This window comes from Planctobacterium sp. AWM4_229, assembly GCF_056160305.1.
This window is the reverse complement of the sequence record NZ_JBSWWX010000002.1, coordinates 88,775-108,512: the sequence shown is the minus strand read 5'-3', so window position 1 is coordinate 108,512 and position 19,738 is coordinate 88,775. Positions and strand designations below refer to the sequence as shown.

The following is a 19,738-nucleotide window of genomic DNA, read 5'->3' as shown; positions in this document are numbered from 1 at the left end:
ACAGCTATATAAACAATAAGAATAACAATAGAGTTTGAGATGTACCCGGGTTTAATTGTTATTCCAACCAACAGTTTAAGCATATGGAGTCATTATGACGCAAAAGATAGAGAGCCTGAGGGAATTGTTCCCCTCATCAATGCAAAAAGTGGATGAGATACTGTGGACCGAAAGATCGAAACTAGAAAAGTTGTGTTCACTGAAGGAGCTTTGTGAAGATCACGCCGTTCTTCAAGCAGAAAACAATATTCCCGAAGTCGGGACGCGTGGAATTGTGTGGCTGCCTTTTTTCCGAATTTTTCCAGTTGTGGTTTCTGAATCCAATGGCAAGACGTTTAAGGCAACCTTTGAAGGCCTGGATGCACGTATGAAAAAGGACCTTGATTATTTCCTTCACGCCAGAGAGACTGGCGTTAAGAAGAAGCGTCCCAGCTTTTTGAGTCGAGCCTTCGTACGCGTGTTATATCTTCTGGAACAGAGATTGTCTGATATTGAGCGTAGAACCTTTGAACCCGCTGAATTTCCATGGTCTCTTGAATTTGAAAACAATTTTGTCGCCATACGCAATGAGGTCCAGAGAATTTTCGATAATGTCCAGGTGGAAAACATTCCCAAAGGCCTGGATAAACTCTCTCAAATTCACTCTCTTATGCTCGCCCAGCAGGGTACAGTGGATGCGAACGCTAAAAAGCTTTTACCCACGCTTGCCCGCTTGCTGCACAACGTACCGTCTCTGGCAAACGCGGAATTGAGTATTCTTGCGCCCGGTGTTGAACTCAATCTGCACAAAGCCGGGTCCAGATGCTTTTTAAGAATGCACCTGGGTATCATTGTTCCCGACGGTGATATCTGCCTGGAGCTGGAAGGTGAACGGCTGGAGTGGCAAGAGGGGAAAGTGATGATTTTTGACGACTATTATCCTCATACTGCATGGAACCGTACGGATAAAACCAGGGTGATTTTAATGGTGGATTTGTTCAGGCCTATGCCCAAATGGCAGGAACACATTTTTCGTCTTGCGCAGAAAAAATTCATCGCCGACATTCCCAAAATCCCAGATGAATGGTTGCGCTGGTAGTGGATAAAAGTACCTCGAAAAGCCACTTTACAGTCAGTTAGAAAGATAAACACTAAAGGTGATAGCTCGCCTGGATAATTACAAAAGCCATATACGCGGAGCTCTTATGGAAATTTTTACATCAGATATAAAAGACAAATTTAAAAAGTACACCACTCATGTCGACATCAGTACTTTTTCACTCTCGATACATATTTCATTGCAGCACGGTTACATGTATACCGATACGCCTAAAGTTTGCAGTACCACGATAATGAATAGCCTGCACAGGCTTGAATTGGATAATCCAGAGTATTCGGTTAATAATGGCTCTGATTTGCACGACAGATTGCGTTCCCCCTTGTTGCTGCCATGTCAGGTCGGTGACTTTGAGAAACTTTTAGCCGATAAATCGTTTTTCAAATTCTGTTTTTCGCGTAATCCCTATACCAGATTGTTGTCAGCGTACCTGGACAAGGTAAAGCCCGGTACGTTTCAGAATCAGGGCTTAGTAGATTTCCTTGATTCTGCGAAATACAGCAATGAAACCCAATTTAGCTTTGATGAGTTCGTTAATATTGTGTTTGAGCAACCGCTGAACCTCATGAACATGCACTGGCGTCCACAGTATTATCAAACTTATCAGGATAATATTAAGTATGACTTTATAGGGAAAATGGAAAACTTCAGAGAAGATTTTAAGGTGGTGTTTGAGCATGTCAATTGTGACTACAACCGCTTTGTGGCCAGTGAAAGAGCACATGCCACCAATGCCAATGACTTGATTGAACAATATTATACGCCCCATTTGCTGAAATTGGTTGAGCAGAAATTCGCTAAAGACTTTGATTTTTTTGGTTATGACAACTCCTTATCGACGTCTCGCAAAGAGCCGAGCATCGCTTGAGTTGGAATATGGCCGTCAATCTCAAGGTGAATTTGGAATACGCCGACATTACCAGCGCTGAATTGCATGCCATTTTCAGTCATAGGATGTTGTTAAAATGATGAATTCAAAGTGGTTTTCAACCTTTAATCAAAAATCCCGACCAGAGACAAAGCTGTTCTGTTTCCCTTATGCTGGCGGCAATGCGTCAACGTTTGCTTCCTGGCACGAAGGGTTACCAGAGCATGTTTCTGTTTTAGGGCTGCAGACACCGGGCAGAGCCAGTCGTTTGCTTGAAGCTCCCATCGATAACATGGAAGAAATGGCGGCTACCGTGGCTCAGCAAATGGCCGGTTTACTTGATGTTGACTATGTTATGTTTGGTCATAGTCTTGGCGCCCGAATTGCTTTTGAAGTGGCCTTAAAATTAATGGCAATGGGGCTGCCTGCACCCCGCTGTTTTATCGCCTCAGGAAGTCCGGCCCCATCAATTGCTCGAACAGAACTGCCCATTTATAACTTACCTGAATCGGACTTTATTGAAGAGCTTCGCAAGATGGGGGGGACTCCAGATGCGGTTTTGCAGAGTGAAGAGCTGCGAGATATTATTCTGCCAGCTATAAGAGCAGACTTTAAAATAGTCGACAATTACTGGCATAGTCGGAAAAAGCTACAAACTCGGGCACATGTATTGAATGGAATGAGTGATGACACTGTGTCGATGAACGATGCGCGCAGTTGGGCGCAACACTTCCATGGAAGTTGCACCCTGCACCCAATTGAGGGTGATCATTTCTTTGTTGATGCCAATAAAAAACAAGTGCTCAGCGTATTATATCAGATCTTAGCTGGCTAAATTATTGAAATAATGGACGACAGAGTAAAATGGCCGCTATGGGATTTATAGAAGAAGCATCGTATCAAGCACCGCCAAAGATATCCCAAAATACGCTGGTTTTCAGGTGTCGTTTTTACTTAAGCCATTATCGAGATGCGCTGTTTCAAGAGTTTGGCATTGTTTTGCCTGAGGCGCTGAAACGTGCTGTTGCCAAGAGAAAAGCAGAGTTTCTGGCAGGTCGCTATTGTGCCAGTCGGGCTCTGGAAGCGCTGGGGCACTCCCTGGTCCAGATAGGTATTGGTGAAAACCGAAGTCCTTTGTGGCCTGTTGGGGTAGTAGGGTCAATCAGTCATGATTGCAATAATGCGATTGTTATGGCGAAGCGTAAAACAAGCCCAACTACCGCCATTGGTGTTGATATTGAAACCTGGATAGCAGAATCTGAACTGGCGCAGGTACAACAGCTGGTAGCCAATCCCAAAGAAATGCAGCTATTAATGCAATCAGGTCTTTCAATGCAAAGAGCCGTTACTACCCTGTTCTCTGCCAAAGAGAGTTTTTTCAAGGCTGTACACAATCAGGTCGGCGAGTATTTTGGTTTTGAAGAAGCACGGCTTATTGAGATTGTGTTAACCCCCGGTGGTGGTCAGCTTAAGTTGGTAATTAGTTCTTACCTGAGAAAGCATTTAAATCAGCTACAGCCCTATCAAGTTCATTTCTATTTTGAACCACAAGGGGTTTTGACTGTGTGTGAAACTTAGTTCAGACGAGGTTTATCGGTGTTTTATGAACGCTTGACGCCTATACAAACACGTGTATCATTTTACCCGAATCGTTGAGTGTGCCCAATATATCAGCCATTTAATGCTAAGGCATAACAAGTAGCAGATGGATGGCAAACTTTAGCCGTAGTCGTGACCCCAAATTAGTTAAAGACCGCCTTGAAAAAATCACATGTCCTGATTGTCGATGATCGACAAGATATATTTTTAAGTACCAGTTTTCTCCTGGAAGACAATGGTTATTGCGCGCATCAAGCTAAGAGTCCTGAGCAGGCGAAACATATCTTAAAAAATAGTCAGGTGGATTTAATTCTGTTGGACATGAATTATTCACTGGATATTACCTCTGGAGAAGAGGGGCTTGCCTTTCTCGACTGGCTGGAAAAGTCAGAATTTACCACCCCAGTGGTAGCAATGACTGCTTGGGCTAACGTCGAGTTAGCTGTCAAAGCAATGCAGTTAGGTGCGGGTGATTTCATTGAAAAACCATGGAAAAACCAACGCCTTCTGCAAATAATCAAACAACAACTGACCTTATCAAATTTGCAGGCTCAGAATCAGAAGCTTCAACAGCGTCTTGAGCCTGTGGCGCAGCAAGAATATGTTTGGCGTTCCCCTTGTATGCTTGAGTTGCTGGAGCAGATTAAAAGTGTTGCCGAAACAGATGTCAGTATCTTACTCACTGGTGAGAATGGTACCGGAAAAAGTCAATTGGCGGAGTTAATTCACGCTTATTCTGGTTTTCGAGCCGGTCCTTTCATATCGGTCAATATGGGAGCGATTGCTGAAACTCTGTTCGAAAGTGAGATGTTTGGCCACAAAAAAGGTGCTTTTACCGATGCGAAAAGTCATCGAATAGGTCGGATTGAACTGGCAAATCAAGGCACTTTGTTTTTGGATGAAATTGCCAATATTCCCATGTCACAGCAGGCCAAGTTGCTTAGGGTGTTAGAGACAGGCCAATACGAGGTTTTAGGGTCTAGTCATACTCAGCACATGAATACTCGTATTATCAGTGCTACCAACAGTGATCTGCCAAAATTAATAGCCAGTGATGCGTTTCGCGAGGACTTATTCTACCGCCTGAATACCCTTGAATTCAGAGTGCCAACATTGCGCGAACGGGAAGAAGACATAGTGCCATTAGCGGAACATTTTATTGCGAAATTTAGTCAGAAATATCAAAAAAATGCAGTCCTGTTAGACGATTCTGCCAAGGTCTGTTTAAAGCGCTATCAGTGGCCCGGTAATATTCGCGAGTTGAGCCATCTAATGGAACGAGCTGTGTTATTGGCGCGTTCCAGCACACTTTCTGGCCACGATTTACCCATCTCTGTTGCATCTCCAGAGCAAACCGATAGTCAGCTCAGTATAATGACTTTGGAGCAGGCGGAAAAGAAGTTGATCAAGATGGCACTTTCCAGCACTGAAAACAATATGACCAGAGCAGCTAAATTACTGGGGCTAACGAAATCATCATTGTATCGCCGACTGGAAAAGTATGACGATATTCAAAGGTAAATCACTCGAAGGATTTATTACCTTTTGGTTAACCCTGTTTGCGGTGTTTTTTCTGATCCTCGTGTTCCTTGTGATGTGGCAGCTGGAACTGTGGGCATTAAAAATAGTGGTGGTAATTTCATTACTGGCTATCGGTTATGTGTTTGCCATTATTCGGTTTCGCAATAAAGTCATGTCCAGCTTTCGTCGGGCACTAATGCATCTAGAGGCTGTCAGACAGGAAGATTATAAGCAATATGCTAAAGCCGTATTTCCAAAAGGAGTGGTGGGTAAGTTTCACCAGAACCTTCGAGATTTTAGTGATGATTTGTCGGAGAAGAAACAGCGCTATGATCAACATGCGTTCCTCGTTTATCAGCTAATCGATCAATTGGAAACGCCCGTTTTGGTATTTAACCAAAAAGGCCAGTTATCTTACGCCAATGGCGCTTTTAGTTACTTATACGAAGGCCAGCACTGGCAAATGTTTCGTCATGCCTCGCCTAAACTTCTGGGCCTGCACCAAAGCGACAATGGTTGGCAATTGCGCTATCAGGATGGACAGGAGCAGGCGCAATGGCAGATAAGTCAAAGTACTTTTATTGATGCGGGGGTGGCGCATCAATTGTTAGTGTTTACTAATATTGAATCTGCGGTGCGAAACAGCCAGGTGAAGGCCTGGCAGCAAATGATCAGTGTAATGGGGCATGAAATTCGCAATTCTCTAACGCCAGTGTCCAGCATCGCGGAAAGCTTGGCTGACCGTGCGTCTACAGACAGAGATAAAGCTGCATTAGCGCTAATATCAGAGCGCTGCCTGCACCTACAAGACTTTATTAACCGTTATGCATCGCTGTCTAAACCGATTCAGTTAAATTACCAGGAAATCGACACTAAACACTTGGGCGACCGTATTGCAGGCCTTTTTACTCAACTTGAGTTGTCAGTGAGTCAAAAGGCCAGACGCATTTGGGCTGACCAGTCTTTGCTGGAACAGGTGTTGATCAATCTGGTTAAAAACGCTTTTGAAGCCGGTGCTCAGAACGTGAGCCTTGAATTTGGGGAAGAGCAAAACAAAACGATTATCAAGGTGATGGATGATGGCCATGGATTTGCCAATCTGGATAATGCCTTTGTACCTCTGTTTTCCACCAAGCAAGAGGGGCAGGGAGTTGGGTTGAGTTTTTGCCGTAATATTATTGAACAGCATCAAGGTAATATCACACTGATGAACAATACTGGCAGCGGTATAACTGTCATCATTACGCTGCCTAAATTCCGATAACGGACTGTCATTCTCCGAAACCGGACGGTGCGCTGCTAATTCCGCTGCAAATTCCAGGAGCCAAGCAATAGGAGTACTGCCTTTTTCAGGGGCTTACAAATAATAATGATATCTACAACGTTCTCATAAATTCTTCTGTAGGCGCGGTTTGTATTGACTTAAAAGCATTCTGATGAATGCATTGAGACAATAACTTCAAACCTGGACTTGTTTTTTTTTGTGAATGACAGTGTTGGATAAATAATTTGGCACATAATTAGCAGTGAGTTTCACCAAATTAAGTTCTCATAATACTCTGCGCCGTCGGTAATGACAGATTGCCGCCGTTGGCCAAAAAAGAATAAAAAGAGGTGCCTAAATGAAGCTCAGCCACTTATTGCTGACCCGATTTTCCTATCGACAAAGTCCCGAGCTGTTTAAAAGTAAATCTACCGATCCGATTAAGCACAGCGCTGAGACTATTAAGGATGAGGTGGGAGAGATATTTACTCGCATGGATCCTCTGGATCCCGCGCGTCTCGACTTTCGATTTGCGTTATTTGAAACCGCCTGCCTGCCTAATGTTATCGGGCAATCTAATCAGGATTTTGACTGGGTTTTGATTGTTGATCCGGATCTGCCAGCAAAGTACCGTCAGAGGCTGGAAGCCCTTATAGCCAAAAGAAAGCGCACTTATTTGCACGATTACAACGGTGACAATCTTGGTAGTTTGGATTGGCTTGATAAATATATTCCGAAGGATGCAGATTATGCACTGACTACCTTGTTGGATGACGATGACATAATCACCCTGGATTTTGTGGATAAAATTCAGTCCCATGTTTATGGTTTGGGTGACCATGTGCCGTCCATGAAATTACTGGGCATAAAAACCACCTATGAATGGGACTTGTACTCTTCGAAGAAGCATCCATACGGTACCTGGGCTCCCTGGCATCGCACTAACTATTTCAGATCAACCGGCTATTCAATGTTGTGTAATATCGCTATGCGCAGATTGTCGGTGTATGCAGTTCATCATTCACTCGGTGATATATGGTATGCCTTGGGTAGTCGTGAACAAGTGGATAAAATTGCCCGTGATACTCGAGGTTTACCCGCCAACGGCCCAGCCATGTACAGGCCAGATCTATTGGATAAATTTCAAATTAAAGTCAATGCCACTGATGTGGCAGGGGCGGACGATTGGAAGTCAATGCCTGCACGAGATTTATATTACGATCTCAGTAATGACGGTTTGTTTGCCGTCCATCTCAATCATTTTGTGAATAATGAAGCCACCAGATTGTTTGAACACAAAAACGACAGTGTTGCCATTGTCGATGAGGATTTTTTCCCAAATGATATTGTGATTGATTGGCAGGCTTTTAATGAAAATAAAGAGCTCTTCGCTTTGTCGTCTTCCCGCTACGAAAAGTTTGTTGCTGAAATTAAATCTTATAAAGAGCGTTTGGAACTGGGCTGGTGGAAGAGCTTACTATTATTAGTGGCAATGAGGTCGAGGTTAACCTGGTTTTATTTGCGCAATTAAGCTTTACGGCAAGTCACATCTTTGCCGGTTAAACCTGACTATTGCTGCTTACTGATATTGGAAGATTTGGACGCCGATGGTTTTAAAAAGGATATTTGGAGAAGAACTGTGGTATCGATTCATTTCGGATTAGTTGTTCCAGACGTCAACTGGACTCTGCCTGTTAAGATGAAGCAACCCGATGTTTATCTCTGATCGTTTTGTTTATCTGGAGTTGCACAAGACGGGGTGCACTCATATCCGCAATACCTTGCGTGAGTTGCTCGGTGGCGAATTTGTTGGTAAGCACAATAAGGTTACAGCAGATTTATTTCGTCAGGACAAATTTTTCTTAGGCTCTGTGCGTGACCCCTGGTCATGGTATATGTCTTTGTGGGCATACGGTTGCGATAACAAAGGGGCCGTGTTTAACAATGTTACAGGCAGAAACTGGTATCAGGGATTAGGCTGGTTAAATAACCCTTATCACGCCTTTGGAAAGCTGCTCAAGGAAGTTTCCAGAGATACCAAGATCTGGAAAGAGACTTATGCTGATGTTAATGATGCTGCTGCCTTCAGGCAGTGGTTATACATGGTTCATGATAAAAATTTTATGAGCGACATCAGGACGGGTTACGGAACGAGTTCCGTAGCCCGTGTTGTGGGACTGATGACGTTTCGTTACCTGGCACTGTTCTGCACCCAGTTTCGACAGAGTATTCAGTTCATGAATTTAACCACGCTAGAGCAAGTGCAGGAATTCGAGCAGGCAAACTGTTTTATCAATTACTTTATCAGGAATGAGGCTTTGGAAGCTGATTTGTTTGTTGCGCTGAGTAAGTGTGGCGAAGAATTCTCGGAAGGCATCAAACAGAAAGTGTTGGCTAAACCAAAAACTAACACCTCCTCCATCAGGCATGATACGGCATATTACTATGACCATAATTCGGCACAACTTGTGGCGCAAAGAGAAAAACTGATCATAGATAAATTCGGGTATCAGTGCCCGTTTTCAGAAGACTGATTTTTATAAAAGCCTGAATTCTGATAACAAGCCCTCCTGCAATAGCGGGATGAGTATAGAGAGCGGTGATTTAACGCGAATGTGTACGTTGTCAATACTGCGTCCGGAAGGGACAGCAAGGTACGTGTCGCAAACAACCATAGCGAAACGAGAGCTAAGCGCATGATATTATCTAAGAAACATAAATTTGTATTTATAAAAGGTAGAAAAGTCGCCAGTACCAGCATCGAAGTTTTTTTGTCATCGATCTGCGGTGAGGAAGACATCATCACCCCTATCACCCCCATCGATGAAAAACTAAGAGTTCAGCTGGACTACCGGCCCGCTCAGAATTACGGGGCTCCTCGCGAAGAAAGCGACAGTTATTTCACAAAGCTACTCAACTTACCGGAAGCATCATTGGGGCAAATTAAACCACCCAAGGGTGACTACATGAACCATATGAGTCTGACTCAGGTGATAGACACTTATGGTGAAACTCCCGAAGACTGGCTAATTTTGGGTGTTGAACGCTGCCCCTATCGAAAGATCATTTCTCTTGCCAATCAACAACTTAATTTTGAGAGTTATAAAACCTCAGGAAAACCTATGATCAGCGACCCGCAAGAGCTCAAGAAGCAAATCGATTTATTGATCCAACACAATTACACCCACGTGGTGAAAAACATTGATCTGTATAGACGAGCTGATAACTCAATGAATGTGCGCCTGTTGCGTTATGAGAATATTGAAGAAGATATTAAAACACTAATGCATGAACTGAATATTACCGCCTATCCCCCTTTGCCACATTTGAAGCAGGGATTGTCGGGGCAGGATATAGCGATAGACGACATCTTTACTAAACAGCAATTGCAAAAAATCAACGAAGTCTTTCATGACGAATTCGAAACCTTTGGATATCAAATGCATGCCTGAGTAGCTTGTAGATTGGTTTTTGAAATTGCCATTCTAATTAAAATCACAATTGCCGCCATCAGGGCGGCTTTTTTATATCTGGTAAAGGGAGAATGACATCAATTGATATTGAAAAATACCTCAGTTAGAAAAAAATAGTCCGAAAACGGACGGTCATAGTCCGATTTCGACGAGACAGCGCTGTGTATGTCTCTGGTTTCTTAACAATAGTTGTTGTTGCTTAAGTCTTGTTGTTTAACTGCGGCAATTTTAAGAAGCCAGTGATGGGTTTGTATCTGACTGTTTTAAAAGGTTTTTTGCTATTTTCAACTACCTTTTAATTAACCTGCAAAGGCACTAAAAAACTCCCCTAAGCCGGTAAATAATTCTGGCACATTATTCGCAATAACAGCTCATCGTATTGAAACACTGAATCATTCTAACTATTCGGCTTTTTGTAGCCACATAGAGGAAACAGGAACCACCTGATGAACCACAGCATTTATTTACTTAAACAAGCCTGGACTGGCTTAAGCGCCAAAAAAGGCTTCCTGGTGACGATTGTCACTACACTGGGTATCACCTTAGGTGCCTTATTATGTATTTTGACTTTAGCCTATGTTGTGATTTCAAAACCATTGCCTTATCCAGAACAGGAAAAGTTATATACGGTTAGCTCTGTTATCGTCGATGAAAAAAATGAAACTGTGGGGCGTGGCTTTAGTTATCCGAGCTTGATTAATCTTTACGAAAACCAAACTCTGTTTTCGGAGTCTGCTTTGGTTCGGTATGAAACTGGGGTGGTAAGTTCGTTACCTACACAGCCCATGATCGACGCAATTTTTATTACGCCTGGTTGGTTTTCACTGATGGGTAGTGATGTCGCAGTGGGGCGTTACTTTGAGGAATCTGAAAAGAAGGATAGTTTTAACCCTGTCGCAGTATTGAGCTACGAATTTTGGCAGGATGAATATAACAGCGACCCAGGTATCCTCGAAAAATCAGTGATGGTAGGTAGCACCAGCTACAAAATTGTGGGTGTGTTGGCTAAGTCGTTTGTAGAGCCACAATTGGTGGGTAATGGCATAAAAAGCGATGTTTTTCTACCATGGGATTACAACAGCAATAATACCAATACCAGAGTGAGAGAAAGCTTCGGTAACTGGTCATCTTGGTCGAGCTTTGTAGGTAAATTGGACAGTGAGCTTAGTCTGTCTCAGGTTGAACAAACGTTAACCACACCTTTTAATAGTTTTTGGAAGGAAAATGTGACTGACCGAGCCAACTTTGCCAACTGGTCTTTCACTTTAAAACTAACCTCATTCAAAGACACTATTTTAGGCAATAGCAAAAACACTGTGTTATTGCTGCTGCTAGGGGTCATCGGGTTAATTCTGATCGCCTGTACTAATATTACCAATCTATTTATGTCACGAACGGCTGATCAGCAGCGAGAGCTTGCTATTCAGGCGGCAGTAGGCGCCAGTCGCAGCGATATCTTCAAAGTACTTTTTGCACAATCGGGCTTAGTTGTTTTTATCTCATCATTGTTAGCTTTGGTTGTGGCAAGTGTAGGTTTTTGGATTTTACAACAGTATCTTGCAGAGCGTTTACCGCGCGTTGAAGAGTTATCAATCAATATCGTGACGCTCAGTGCTGCGCTGCTTATTGCGTTGTTTCTGGGAGTGGTGTTTGCACGCATCAGCGCCAGTATGATCAATTACAAAGCCCTCAACACAACGCTACAATCTAGCGGTAAAGGCACGGGGGTACAGGTCTCTAAAAGTGTAAGAAAACTGCTGATCATCTCGCAAGTTACCATTGTCACGCTGTTGGTATTCGTCAATATTGGATTGTTAAAAGACTCAATGAAAGTCATCAATGAACCGATGGGCATTGAAACAGACAATCTAACTAGCATGAAACTCAGATTAACCACTGCAGGTGGTTTGACAGCGGAAGAGAAAATCCCGCTGATGTTAGAGCTAAAAGACGCGTTGTTAGACTTGCCTCAAGTGGATAATGTGTCTCAGTCTGGTTCCCCGATTTATAACAGTCGTCGCATCGCGCAGAGGCTGGAAGCGAATGACCAAACCTCAATAGTACAAACCCGGTTTATCGATGAAACCTACTTCGACATCATTCGCCAGCCGTTGGTGGAAGGTGATTATTTCAGCGCAGCTGACATAAGAGATGGCAATCAAGTGATTATCATCAACGATGTTTATGCGGAAAAAATAGCCGAACATGGCGATGTAATCGGCTCGAGAATTTGGATTGTCAATGCCTGGCGAACTGTTGTAGGTGTAGTGAAGAGTTATAAGATGCCTGGACAAGATAACCGTCCAATGCGTTCTTATTTACCGGGCTCTGGTGAAGGATTAGACTTTATTGTCAAGCTAAAACCTAACCAAAATTTACAGCGCGAAGCTACAGTTGCTTTGGTACAGAACATTAGCCGCGAGTTCTATATTCGCGACCTTGAAACGATGGAAGAGCGTCGTACCCAATTGCTCTTTACCCAATATACCACCGCAATTACCAGTGCTGTGCTTGCCGTATTGACCTTCTTTTTAGCCACAATTGGCCTCTATGGCATCATCAGTTATGCGACGTTAATGCGTCGATTTGAATTGGGGACACGCCTTGCAATTGGCGCAAAAAGGCGTGATGTGGTTGCCCTTATCATCAAAGATAATGCCGGTTCCGTGGCAGTTGGGATTGGTTTAAGTGTGGTAATTATGATGGGGTTATATCTCGGCTTTTCAGACGCATTGGTAAGCTACGTTAGTTCGCAGTTAATTCCAATGTTTGCAGGCACACTGCTGCTTATTGGAATGATGGCGTTGTTTGCTTGCTTCTGGCCACTTCGCCCTATCATTAATGCTCGGCCAATTCACTCTCTGAGAGGAAACCAGTAATAAAGAAAGAGGTATTTATGGCGGGGTTACCCGTCATAAATCAGTTAAATTACAAAGGCTTATGTTTAATGGATGTAATTAAGAAGAAACCACAAAACAAACTGTTTAAAACTCAATATCAGTTATTGGCCGTGGTTGCAGTGTTCATCATCGTATTATTGATTTGGGTTGTACAAACCGCTAATGCGGTTTCGGTTTCTCGAGATGATATTTTGATCGAGCGGGTTGAAAAAGGGGATCTTGAGGTGGTTACAGAGGGGTTTGGAATATTGAGTTCCAACAAACAGCAACTGCTAACCACACTAACTCAGGCGACAGTGAAGGAGATTGTGCTTAAGCCCGGTGCTACTGTAATGAAGGGAAGCGTTATTGTTCGTCTGGATAATCCAGAGTTGATTCAGGTCGTGGAGAATGCCAAACAAGAGCTGGTGCAAAGTAACGCCAACCTGCGTCAGTTGAAGCTCAATAACCAAAGAGAGATACTCAATGAAACCGCTAATCTGGCTGAGATGACAGCGCGTTATGAAACGGCAGTACTGCATCGTCAAGCAGAGGAAAAGCTCATTGAAGAAGGCATCGTATCACAGTTGGCTTTTCAGGAGTCAATATTGGAGGAGCGTCAACTTGCCAAGCGCATTGATATTTTGCAGCAACGAATTGCGCAACTGAAATTAGTTCACGAGGAATCGGTGAACATCCAACAAGAGCGCGTTAAGCAACAGCAAGGACTTTTAAATATTGCTCAGTCTCGGCTTGACGACCTGGAAGTTAAAGCCGGTTTTACCGGAGTGCTACAACGATTGTCCGTTGAGATTGGACAAAGTTTAGCACCGGGCCAGGAGATCGCGTTAATTGGTAGTGTGACCGATCTGATTGCACTTATTAGAGTGCCACAGGGACAGGTTCAGAACGTGGCTGTTGGCCAACATGCTGTAGTCAATACGCGTCAGGACCGCATTGCGGGTACTGTGACTCGTATCGATCCTATTGTTCAAGACAATACCGTAGAAGTCGAGATTGCCTTACCAGCAAACTTACCGTCCAGTGCCAGACCCATGTTAAATGTAGACGCTTCGATTACGGCGGATACCTTGAAACAAATTTATTACATCAAGCGCCCGGCCAATGTGCAGCCTTACAGTGAAATTTCACTGTATCGCCTGGACAACGGTAACTCTAAAGCGCAACTCAAAACACTAAAATTAGGCCGTCAAGCCGGTCGTTTTATCGAAATTGTCTCCGGCGCAGATGCCAATGATGTGTTCATTATTTCAGATTTAGCGAATTTGAAGAACACGGCATCAGAACTGGTCATCAAATCATAAAAAATTAAAAATTTACAGGCAGGAAAATCCCCATGAGCGACATTAAAATTCAAATGAAAAACATCTCCAAAGTCTTCGAAACAGAGGATATGGAAACCCATGCGTTAAAGGGCGTAGACTTGACAATATCGGCTGGCGATTACGTCTCTATTTCCGGTCCATCGGGTTGCGGTAAGTCAACTCTGCTATCTCTTCTCGGCTTGCTGGATATGCCCACCAGTGGCGAGTACATGATTGAAGGTGTTAATGTTGCCAATTTATCACTGGATGAAGCCGCAGAGATTCGGAATAGTAAAATTGGTTTTATCTTTCAGTCATTTAACTTAATTGATGAAATTTCAGTGTTCGATAATGTTGCCTTGCCGTTGCGATATCGCAAAGACAAGTTGAGTGCCGCAGAAATTGAACAGCGTGTGAATAAGTGTCTGGAAATGGTGCACATGACCCACCGCAGTCAGCATAAGCCAAATCAGTTATCTGGTGGTCAACAGCAACGTGTTGCTATTGCCCGAGCGTTAGTGGCAGACCCGGCAATTCTGCTGGTCGATGAAGCAACGGGTAACCTGGATTCCAATACTGGTGATCAAATCATGGATGTGCTTGAAGAGCTTAATCAAAAAGGTACCACTATCTGTATGGTAACGCACGAATCACGCTATGCGGACCGTGCTACCACACAATTTAAATTATTAGATGGTGCGATTCTAACGACTCCCGCTTCACGCGTAACAAACGCGGCAGAAATGCAAGACAGCTACGACAGTAAATCTGCGACGACAGCTTAAGTGATACCCCACTATCACTAAAAGCCGTCCGCAGTCCCGGCCAGCCATTTATTGGCTGGCGCCTTCGAAGGGGGGACACTAAAAACCAAGTAAAAACTCGGAAAATAATCACTAGAGAATGGCAATTAACTCGCCATCCGTCTGTTTATCGCGACTGAGTGAATCAAACTGTTCAGCAAATGGAAAATCGAAAGTTATTCAATATTCTGGATCTGCTCGCGCATCTGCTCAATCAGTACCTTTAACTCCACTGCGGATTGGGTGATATCGGCATTGATGGATTTGGAGCCTAAGGTGTTAGATTCGCGGTTGAATTCCTGCATCATAAAATCTAAGCGTCGGCCGCAGGCGCCGCCTTTTTTCATAATTTTTTGGGTTTCGGCAACGTGTGCTTTTAATCTGTCTAACTCTTCTGCCACGTCTAGTTTTTGCGCCAGCATTACCATTTCTTGTTCAACGCGGGTTTCTTCCAGCTCCACTTTGGCTTCTTCGAAACGAGCGATGAGTTTGTCTTTTTGCCACTGGATAACTTCTGGCATGTGAGTAGAGACTTTGTCTACTTCCGTCAAAATGGCATCAAGACGCTGATTGATCATGGCGTCGATGGCTTTACCTTCGCTGGCGCGAGCTTGCAAGAAGTCTTGCAAGGCTTCATCAAGACCGATTAATAACGCGTTTTGAATGGCGTCCATGTCGGCTTCTTCGGTGGCCACTACGCCAGGCCAGCGCAGTATGTCTACTGGATTAACGCCTGTTGATTGACCATGAGACTGTACCCAATCGGCTGCGGATAACAGCTGTTTCGCCAGGTCTTTGTTCAGGGTGATGTTATTCACCGCGGCATCTTCAGTATTGAAGCGCAAAGCACACTCTACCTTACCGCGGGCAAGTTTGGCGCGAAAGCGTTCTCTGAGCACAGGCTCAAGACCTCGGAATTGCTCAGGGAGACGGAAATAAGTTTCCAGAAAACGCTGATTCACAGAGCGGATTTCCCAAACTGCGGTGCCCCAATCGGCTTTGATTTCTTTACGGGCGAAGGCGGTCATACTGTGGATCATAATTTTCTACTTCTACTCTGAAATGGCGAATTGCCTATAGTATCTGAAAAGTGATGGCTCTCAAACCATGTCTTGGTCTCATTCCTTATATGACTTGTCCCGAAATTGAAATGTAACAGTTTGTGTATCGCGTTGGTCTCACGTAAACTTGAGCCTTTTATTGAGCAAGCAAGGGAGATTCGCATGCGCGCCGCTCTGTATTTTTTATTTCTGTTTCTTTTTTATTCCACCAGTGTCTGGTCGAAATCTTATTCACCTGCTGATTTTGCAAAAAGCTCTGAATATTTTGATGTAAAGATCTCTCCCACTGGCGAATACATTGCACTGGGCATCATTGCTGAAGAGCGCCGCCAATTGGTTGTACTTGATGCCAAAACCTTTAAAGCCTTGGGGGGCACGCGTTTTACTTATCCCAAACAAGTGGGGCCATTTTACTGGGCCAATGATGAGCGTCTGGTGATTAAATCGGTGGAGGCCAGAAGTTGGGAAAGCGAACCTTTGTTCTATGGTGAACTGTTTGCCGTCAATTATGATGGTCACGGTGGCGAATCCATTTATGGTTACAGTGTCGGCGGTTCGGAGACCGGGACAAGGATAAAACGCAAAGAATCTACCCGTGGCTGGGCCGAGATTGTCAGCTTCTTGCCAGGCGACGAAAAGCACATTTTGATAAGCTCCACGCCCATGTCTGAAGATGGTAAACGACTTCCTACTCTTGAAAAGTTGAATATCTACAATGGCAATATGACAAGCATAGAGCGGGCTCCTGCGCCCTCTGCTGCAATTATTGTTGATGGTAAAGGGCAGCTGCGTTTCTCCCGAGGGAGGGATGACGACGGCAGCTTTCTGTTTCACAAATACGATGCTGAGAAAGACAGCTGGTCTTTGGTAACGGATTTTCAGGTTGGTAGCAAATTTACTCCGCTGACCTTTGATAAAGATGATAAAAATTTGTTTATTGCCAATAACGGCGATGCAAACTTTGTGGGTGTTCATCGCTACGAAGTGGAGACGGGCAAGGTGCATGAGGTGTACACGGATGAGTCTGTGGACATTACCGATTGGGATTTCAGTGACGATCTTTCCTCGGTTTATGGGATTCGAATCGACAATGGCTATCCTGAATACCTTATTTTTAACAAGGAAGCTAAAGAAGCTCAGGTGTTTAAATCACTTTTGGCCACCTTTCAGGGGATGAAGGTTACGCTGACCAGCGGCACAGAAGCCGGTGATAAATGGATTGTTCGTGTGAGTTCTGACAGCGACGCAGGCACCTTTTATTTGTTTGACAGAGAGAATATGAGCCTTTCTTTGCTGTTTCCTGTTTTTGGGCACCTGGCTGAGAAAGACATGGCAAGAACAACGCCTCACACAGTTAAAGTCAGTGATGGCTTGGATGTTCCGGTTTATTTAACACTGCCAAACAACCCCAAAGGTCCGGTTCCTTTGGTAACGCTAGTGCACGGTGGCCCTCACGGTGTGCGGGACTACTGGAGCTTTGACAACGAAGTGCAAATGTTAGCCAACGAAGGTTACGCCGTACTTAGAGTAAACTTCCGCGGTTCTTTTGGTTATGGTGCAGCATATGAAGAAGCCGGATATCGCAAATGGGGCAGTCGTATCCAGCAAGATATTATCGATGCGACTAATTGGGCGCGAGCCTTAACCGACATCAATGGTGATAAAGTCTGCATTATGGGCACCAGCTTCGGTGCTTATTCAGCCCTGCAATCCTCCATCATGACTGACGGTGTATTTGATTGTGCTATCGGTAATGCCGGAGTATACGATTTACAAAACTTGTTTGAAGAGGGCGATATCCCTGAGGCCTTTTGGGGTGAATCCTTTCTTGAAACTGTAGTGGGCACAGAGAAGGAGCAGCTCATCGCTTTTTCACCTACTCACAATGTGAATAAATTAAACATCCCTGTGTTAATTGCTCATGGCAAAAAAGACCGAAGGGCTCCCTACTCTCAGGCTGAGGATCTTCGCGATGCTCTAGATAAAGCCGACAAAGACTACGAATGGTTTGTGCGCAGCAGCGAAACTCATGGATTTCACGATGAGGAAAACCGCAGTGAATATTTTGAAAAAGTGGCGTCATTTCTCAAGCAACACTTAAAGTAAGTCTTTCTGCGTTAAAAAATTTATAATTGTCTGACCAAAGGGTAAACTAGGTATAGTTTACCCTTTTTCAATTTTATCTCTTATTTAACAGGAGTTTTTCAATGCGTCCAGGTGGCAGAACTGCAGGTCAGATCCGACCCATTACCATTACCCGTAACTTTACCTGTCATGCCGAAGGTTCGGTACTCATCGAGGTGGGCAATACCAAAGTATTGTGTAATGCCACCGTCGAGGAAGGTGTGCCGCGTTTTATGAAAGGCGAAGGTAAAGGATGGGTGACTGCGGAATACAGCATGTTACCGCGCGCGACTCATACTCGCTCACAACGTGAAGCGGCCCGTGGCAAACAAGGTGGCCGCACCATGGAGATTCAACGTTTGATTGCTCGCGCCCTACGTGCAGCCGTTGATTTGAAAATGTTGGGCGAGAATACCATCACCGTGGATTGTGATGTGATTCAGGCCGATGGTGGAACGCGCACCGCATCTATTACGGGCGCTTGTGTGGCCATTGCTGATGCGCTCGCCTGGATGCGTAAAAAAGGCATCATTAACAATAACCCCATGAAATGCATGATTGGTGCGATTTCTGTGGGTGTCTACAAAGGTGAGCCGGTAGCCGATCTGGAATACATCGAAGATTCTGCCGCTGAAACCGACATGAATGTTGTGATGACAGACACTGGAAAATTGATTGAAGTGCAAGGCACGGCCGAAGGCGAACCTTTCAGTTTTGAAGAAATGAGTCAAATGTTAGAGCTGGCTAAACAAGGCTTGGTTGAAGTGTTTGACGCCCAGAAAAAAGCCCTGGCTTGAGTATTTGGAGATTCCAAAATGCAAGATTATCAAAAAGCCTTTATCGAATTTGCACTGGAGCGCAATGTACTGCGCTTCGGTGAGTTTACCCTTAAATCTGGTCGTAAAAGCCCGTACTTTTTTAATGCGGGGTTGTTTAACACCGGACGCGATCTGGCCAAGTTGGGCCAGTATTACGCCGAGGCATTAGTAACTGCCAATATCGAGTTCGATGTGTTGTTTGGTCCTGCTTATAAGGGGATCCCTATTGCCACGACTACCGCGGTGGCCCTGGCGGAAAAACACGATATCGATACGCCTTATTGCTTCAACCGCAAGGAAAAGAAAGATCATGGCGAAGGTGGCAACCTGGTAGGCAGCGCACTGGAAGGTAGAGTCATGCTGGTGGACGATGTGATCACCGCAGGTACGGCTATCCGTGAATCCATGGCATTGCTGGATGAGTGTGGTGCATCGCTGGCAGGAGTATTGATTGCATTGGATCGCCAGGAAAAGGGTAAAGGTGAGCTTTCCGCCATTCAGGAAGTGGAAAGAGACTTCAACACTCAGGTGGTTTCCATTGTCAGCCTTGCTGATTTGATTGAGTATCTCAAAGACAAGCCAGAGATGGCTCAGCACCTGGAAAACATCACTCAATATCGGGCCAGTTATGGCATCTGAGTCTGATATTCAGATTTTGACCGAAGAGCTCAGCCAAAGCGCAGATAAAAAACTAGATGCGCTGGGGCTGCGCTGCCCGGAGCCGGTGATGATGGTGCGACTGGAAATTCGTAACATGGAAGAGGGGCAGTCCTTGTTAATTGATGCCGATGATCCCGCTACAAAACGCGATATTCCCAGTTTTTGCCGTTTTATGGATCACACCTTAGTGGCGCAGCAAACTGATAGTATGCCCTATCAATTCTTGATCAAGAAGGGGCTGTAACGG

Annotated in this window: 17 protein-coding genes; 16 read left to right on the top strand and 1 reads right to left on the bottom strand. The window is 44.4% G+C overall.

The features are described from left to right. The first annotated feature begins 94 nt into the window (after positions 1-94). The 12 genes from ACXAGP_RS03780 to ACXAGP_RS03725 all read left to right on the top strand — a co-directional run bounded on the left by ACXAGP_RS03780 (position 95) and on the right by ACXAGP_RS03725 (position 14,810). Positions 95-1,078, top strand: coding sequence for an aspartyl/asparaginyl beta-hydroxylase domain-containing protein (locus tag ACXAGP_RS03780; protein WP_475259636.1), 984 nt, complete (start codon positions 95-97; stop codon positions 1,076-1,078). Between the two features lie 106 nt (positions 1,079-1,184). Further along, entirely contained in the window at positions 1,185-1,964 is a 780-nt protein-coding gene (locus ACXAGP_RS03775; RefSeq protein WP_475259634.1) for a sulfotransferase family 2 domain-containing protein, read from the top strand. Between the two features lie 97 nt (positions 1,965-2,061). Further along, the gene (locus ACXAGP_RS03770; protein ID WP_475259633.1) at positions 2,062-2,799 is read left to right on the top strand and encodes a thioesterase II family protein; all 738 of its coding nucleotides are present in this window, start codon (positions 2,062-2,064) and stop codon (positions 2,797-2,799) included. 29 nt (positions 2,800-2,828) lie between these two features. After that, on the top strand, positions 2,829-3,542 hold the full coding sequence (locus ACXAGP_RS03765; RefSeq protein ID WP_475259631.1) for a 4'-phosphopantetheinyl transferase family protein: 714 nt from the start codon (positions 2,829-2,831) through the stop codon (positions 3,540-3,542). Between the two features lie 180 nt (positions 3,543-3,722). Continuing rightward, positions 3,723-5,084, top strand: coding sequence for a sigma-54-dependent transcriptional regulator (locus tag ACXAGP_RS03760; RefSeq protein ID WP_475259629.1), 1,362 nt, complete (start codon positions 3,723-3,725; stop codon positions 5,082-5,084). Continuing rightward, entirely contained in the window at positions 5,065-6,348 is a 1,284-nt protein-coding gene (locus ACXAGP_RS03755) for a sensor histidine kinase (RefSeq protein ID WP_475259627.1), read from the top strand. Before ACXAGP_RS03760 ends, ACXAGP_RS03755 begins: the two co-directional genes overlap by 20 nt. A 358-nt stretch (positions 6,349-6,706) precedes the next feature. Then, positions 6,707-7,879 (top strand): glycosyltransferase, encoded by a 1,173-nt coding sequence (locus ACXAGP_RS03750; protein WP_475259625.1) that lies wholly within the window; start codon positions 6,707-6,709, stop codon positions 7,877-7,879. 181 nt (positions 7,880-8,060) lie between these two features. After that, positions 8,061-8,882 carry a hypothetical protein gene (locus tag ACXAGP_RS03745; RefSeq protein WP_475259623.1) on the top strand — a complete coding sequence of 274 codons (822 nt, stop codon included), beginning with the start codon at positions 8,061-8,063 and terminating at the stop codon, positions 8,880-8,882. A 162-nt stretch (positions 8,883-9,044) separates the two neighbouring features. Beyond that, positions 9,045-9,800, top strand: coding sequence for a hypothetical protein (locus ACXAGP_RS03740; protein WP_475259621.1), 756 nt, complete (start codon positions 9,045-9,047; stop codon positions 9,798-9,800). Positions 9,801-10,267: 467 nt separating this feature from the next. Beyond that, positions 10,268-12,700 carry an ABC transporter permease gene (locus ACXAGP_RS03735; RefSeq protein ID WP_475259619.1) on the top strand — a complete coding sequence of 811 codons (2,433 nt, stop codon included), beginning with the start codon at positions 10,268-10,270 and terminating at the stop codon, positions 12,698-12,700. Positions 12,701-12,768: 68 nt separating this feature from the next. Further along, a complete protein-coding gene (locus ACXAGP_RS03730) occupies positions 12,769-14,025 on the top strand; it encodes an efflux RND transporter periplasmic adaptor subunit (RefSeq protein WP_475259617.1) in 1,257 nt (418 codons plus the stop codon). Positions 14,026-14,057: 32 nt separating this feature from the next. After that, positions 14,058-14,810: an ABC transporter ATP-binding protein gene (locus ACXAGP_RS03725; RefSeq protein WP_475259615.1), complete on the top strand. Its 753-nt coding sequence runs from the start codon at positions 14,058-14,060 to the stop codon at positions 14,808-14,810. A 194-nt stretch (positions 14,811-15,004) separates the two neighbouring features. On the opposite strand, the gene ACXAGP_RS03720 is transcribed toward ACXAGP_RS03725, so the two are convergent. Next, positions 15,005-15,868 carry a YicC/YloC family endoribonuclease gene (locus ACXAGP_RS03720; RefSeq protein ID WP_475259613.1) on the bottom strand — a complete coding sequence of 288 codons (864 nt, stop codon included), beginning with the start codon at positions 15,866-15,868 and terminating at the stop codon, positions 15,005-15,007. Between the two features lie 183 nt (positions 15,869-16,051). Here ACXAGP_RS03720 and ACXAGP_RS03715 point away from each other — a divergent pair, with 183 nt between their 5' ends. From ACXAGP_RS03715 to tusA, 4 genes are all read left to right on the top strand, one after another. After that, positions 16,052-17,995, top strand: coding sequence for an alpha/beta hydrolase family protein (locus ACXAGP_RS03715; RefSeq protein WP_475259611.1), 1,944 nt, complete (start codon positions 16,052-16,054; stop codon positions 17,993-17,995). A 101-nt stretch (positions 17,996-18,096) separates the two neighbouring features. Continuing rightward, the gene (rph, locus tag ACXAGP_RS03710; protein ID WP_475259609.1) at positions 18,097-18,810 is read left to right on the top strand and encodes a ribonuclease PH; all 714 of its coding nucleotides are present in this window, start codon (positions 18,097-18,099) and stop codon (positions 18,808-18,810) included. 18 nt (positions 18,811-18,828) lie between these two features. Next, positions 18,829-19,470 carry an orotate phosphoribosyltransferase gene (gene pyrE, locus ACXAGP_RS03705; RefSeq protein WP_475259608.1) on the top strand — a complete coding sequence of 214 codons (642 nt, stop codon included), beginning with the start codon at positions 18,829-18,831 and terminating at the stop codon, positions 19,468-19,470. Continuing rightward, on the top strand, positions 19,460-19,735 hold the full coding sequence (gene tusA, locus ACXAGP_RS03700; RefSeq protein ID WP_475259606.1) for a sulfurtransferase TusA: 276 nt from the start codon (positions 19,460-19,462) through the stop codon (positions 19,733-19,735). The genes pyrE and tusA overlap by 11 nt, the downstream gene beginning before the upstream one ends. The last annotated feature ends 3 nt before the right edge of the window (positions 19,736-19,738 follow it).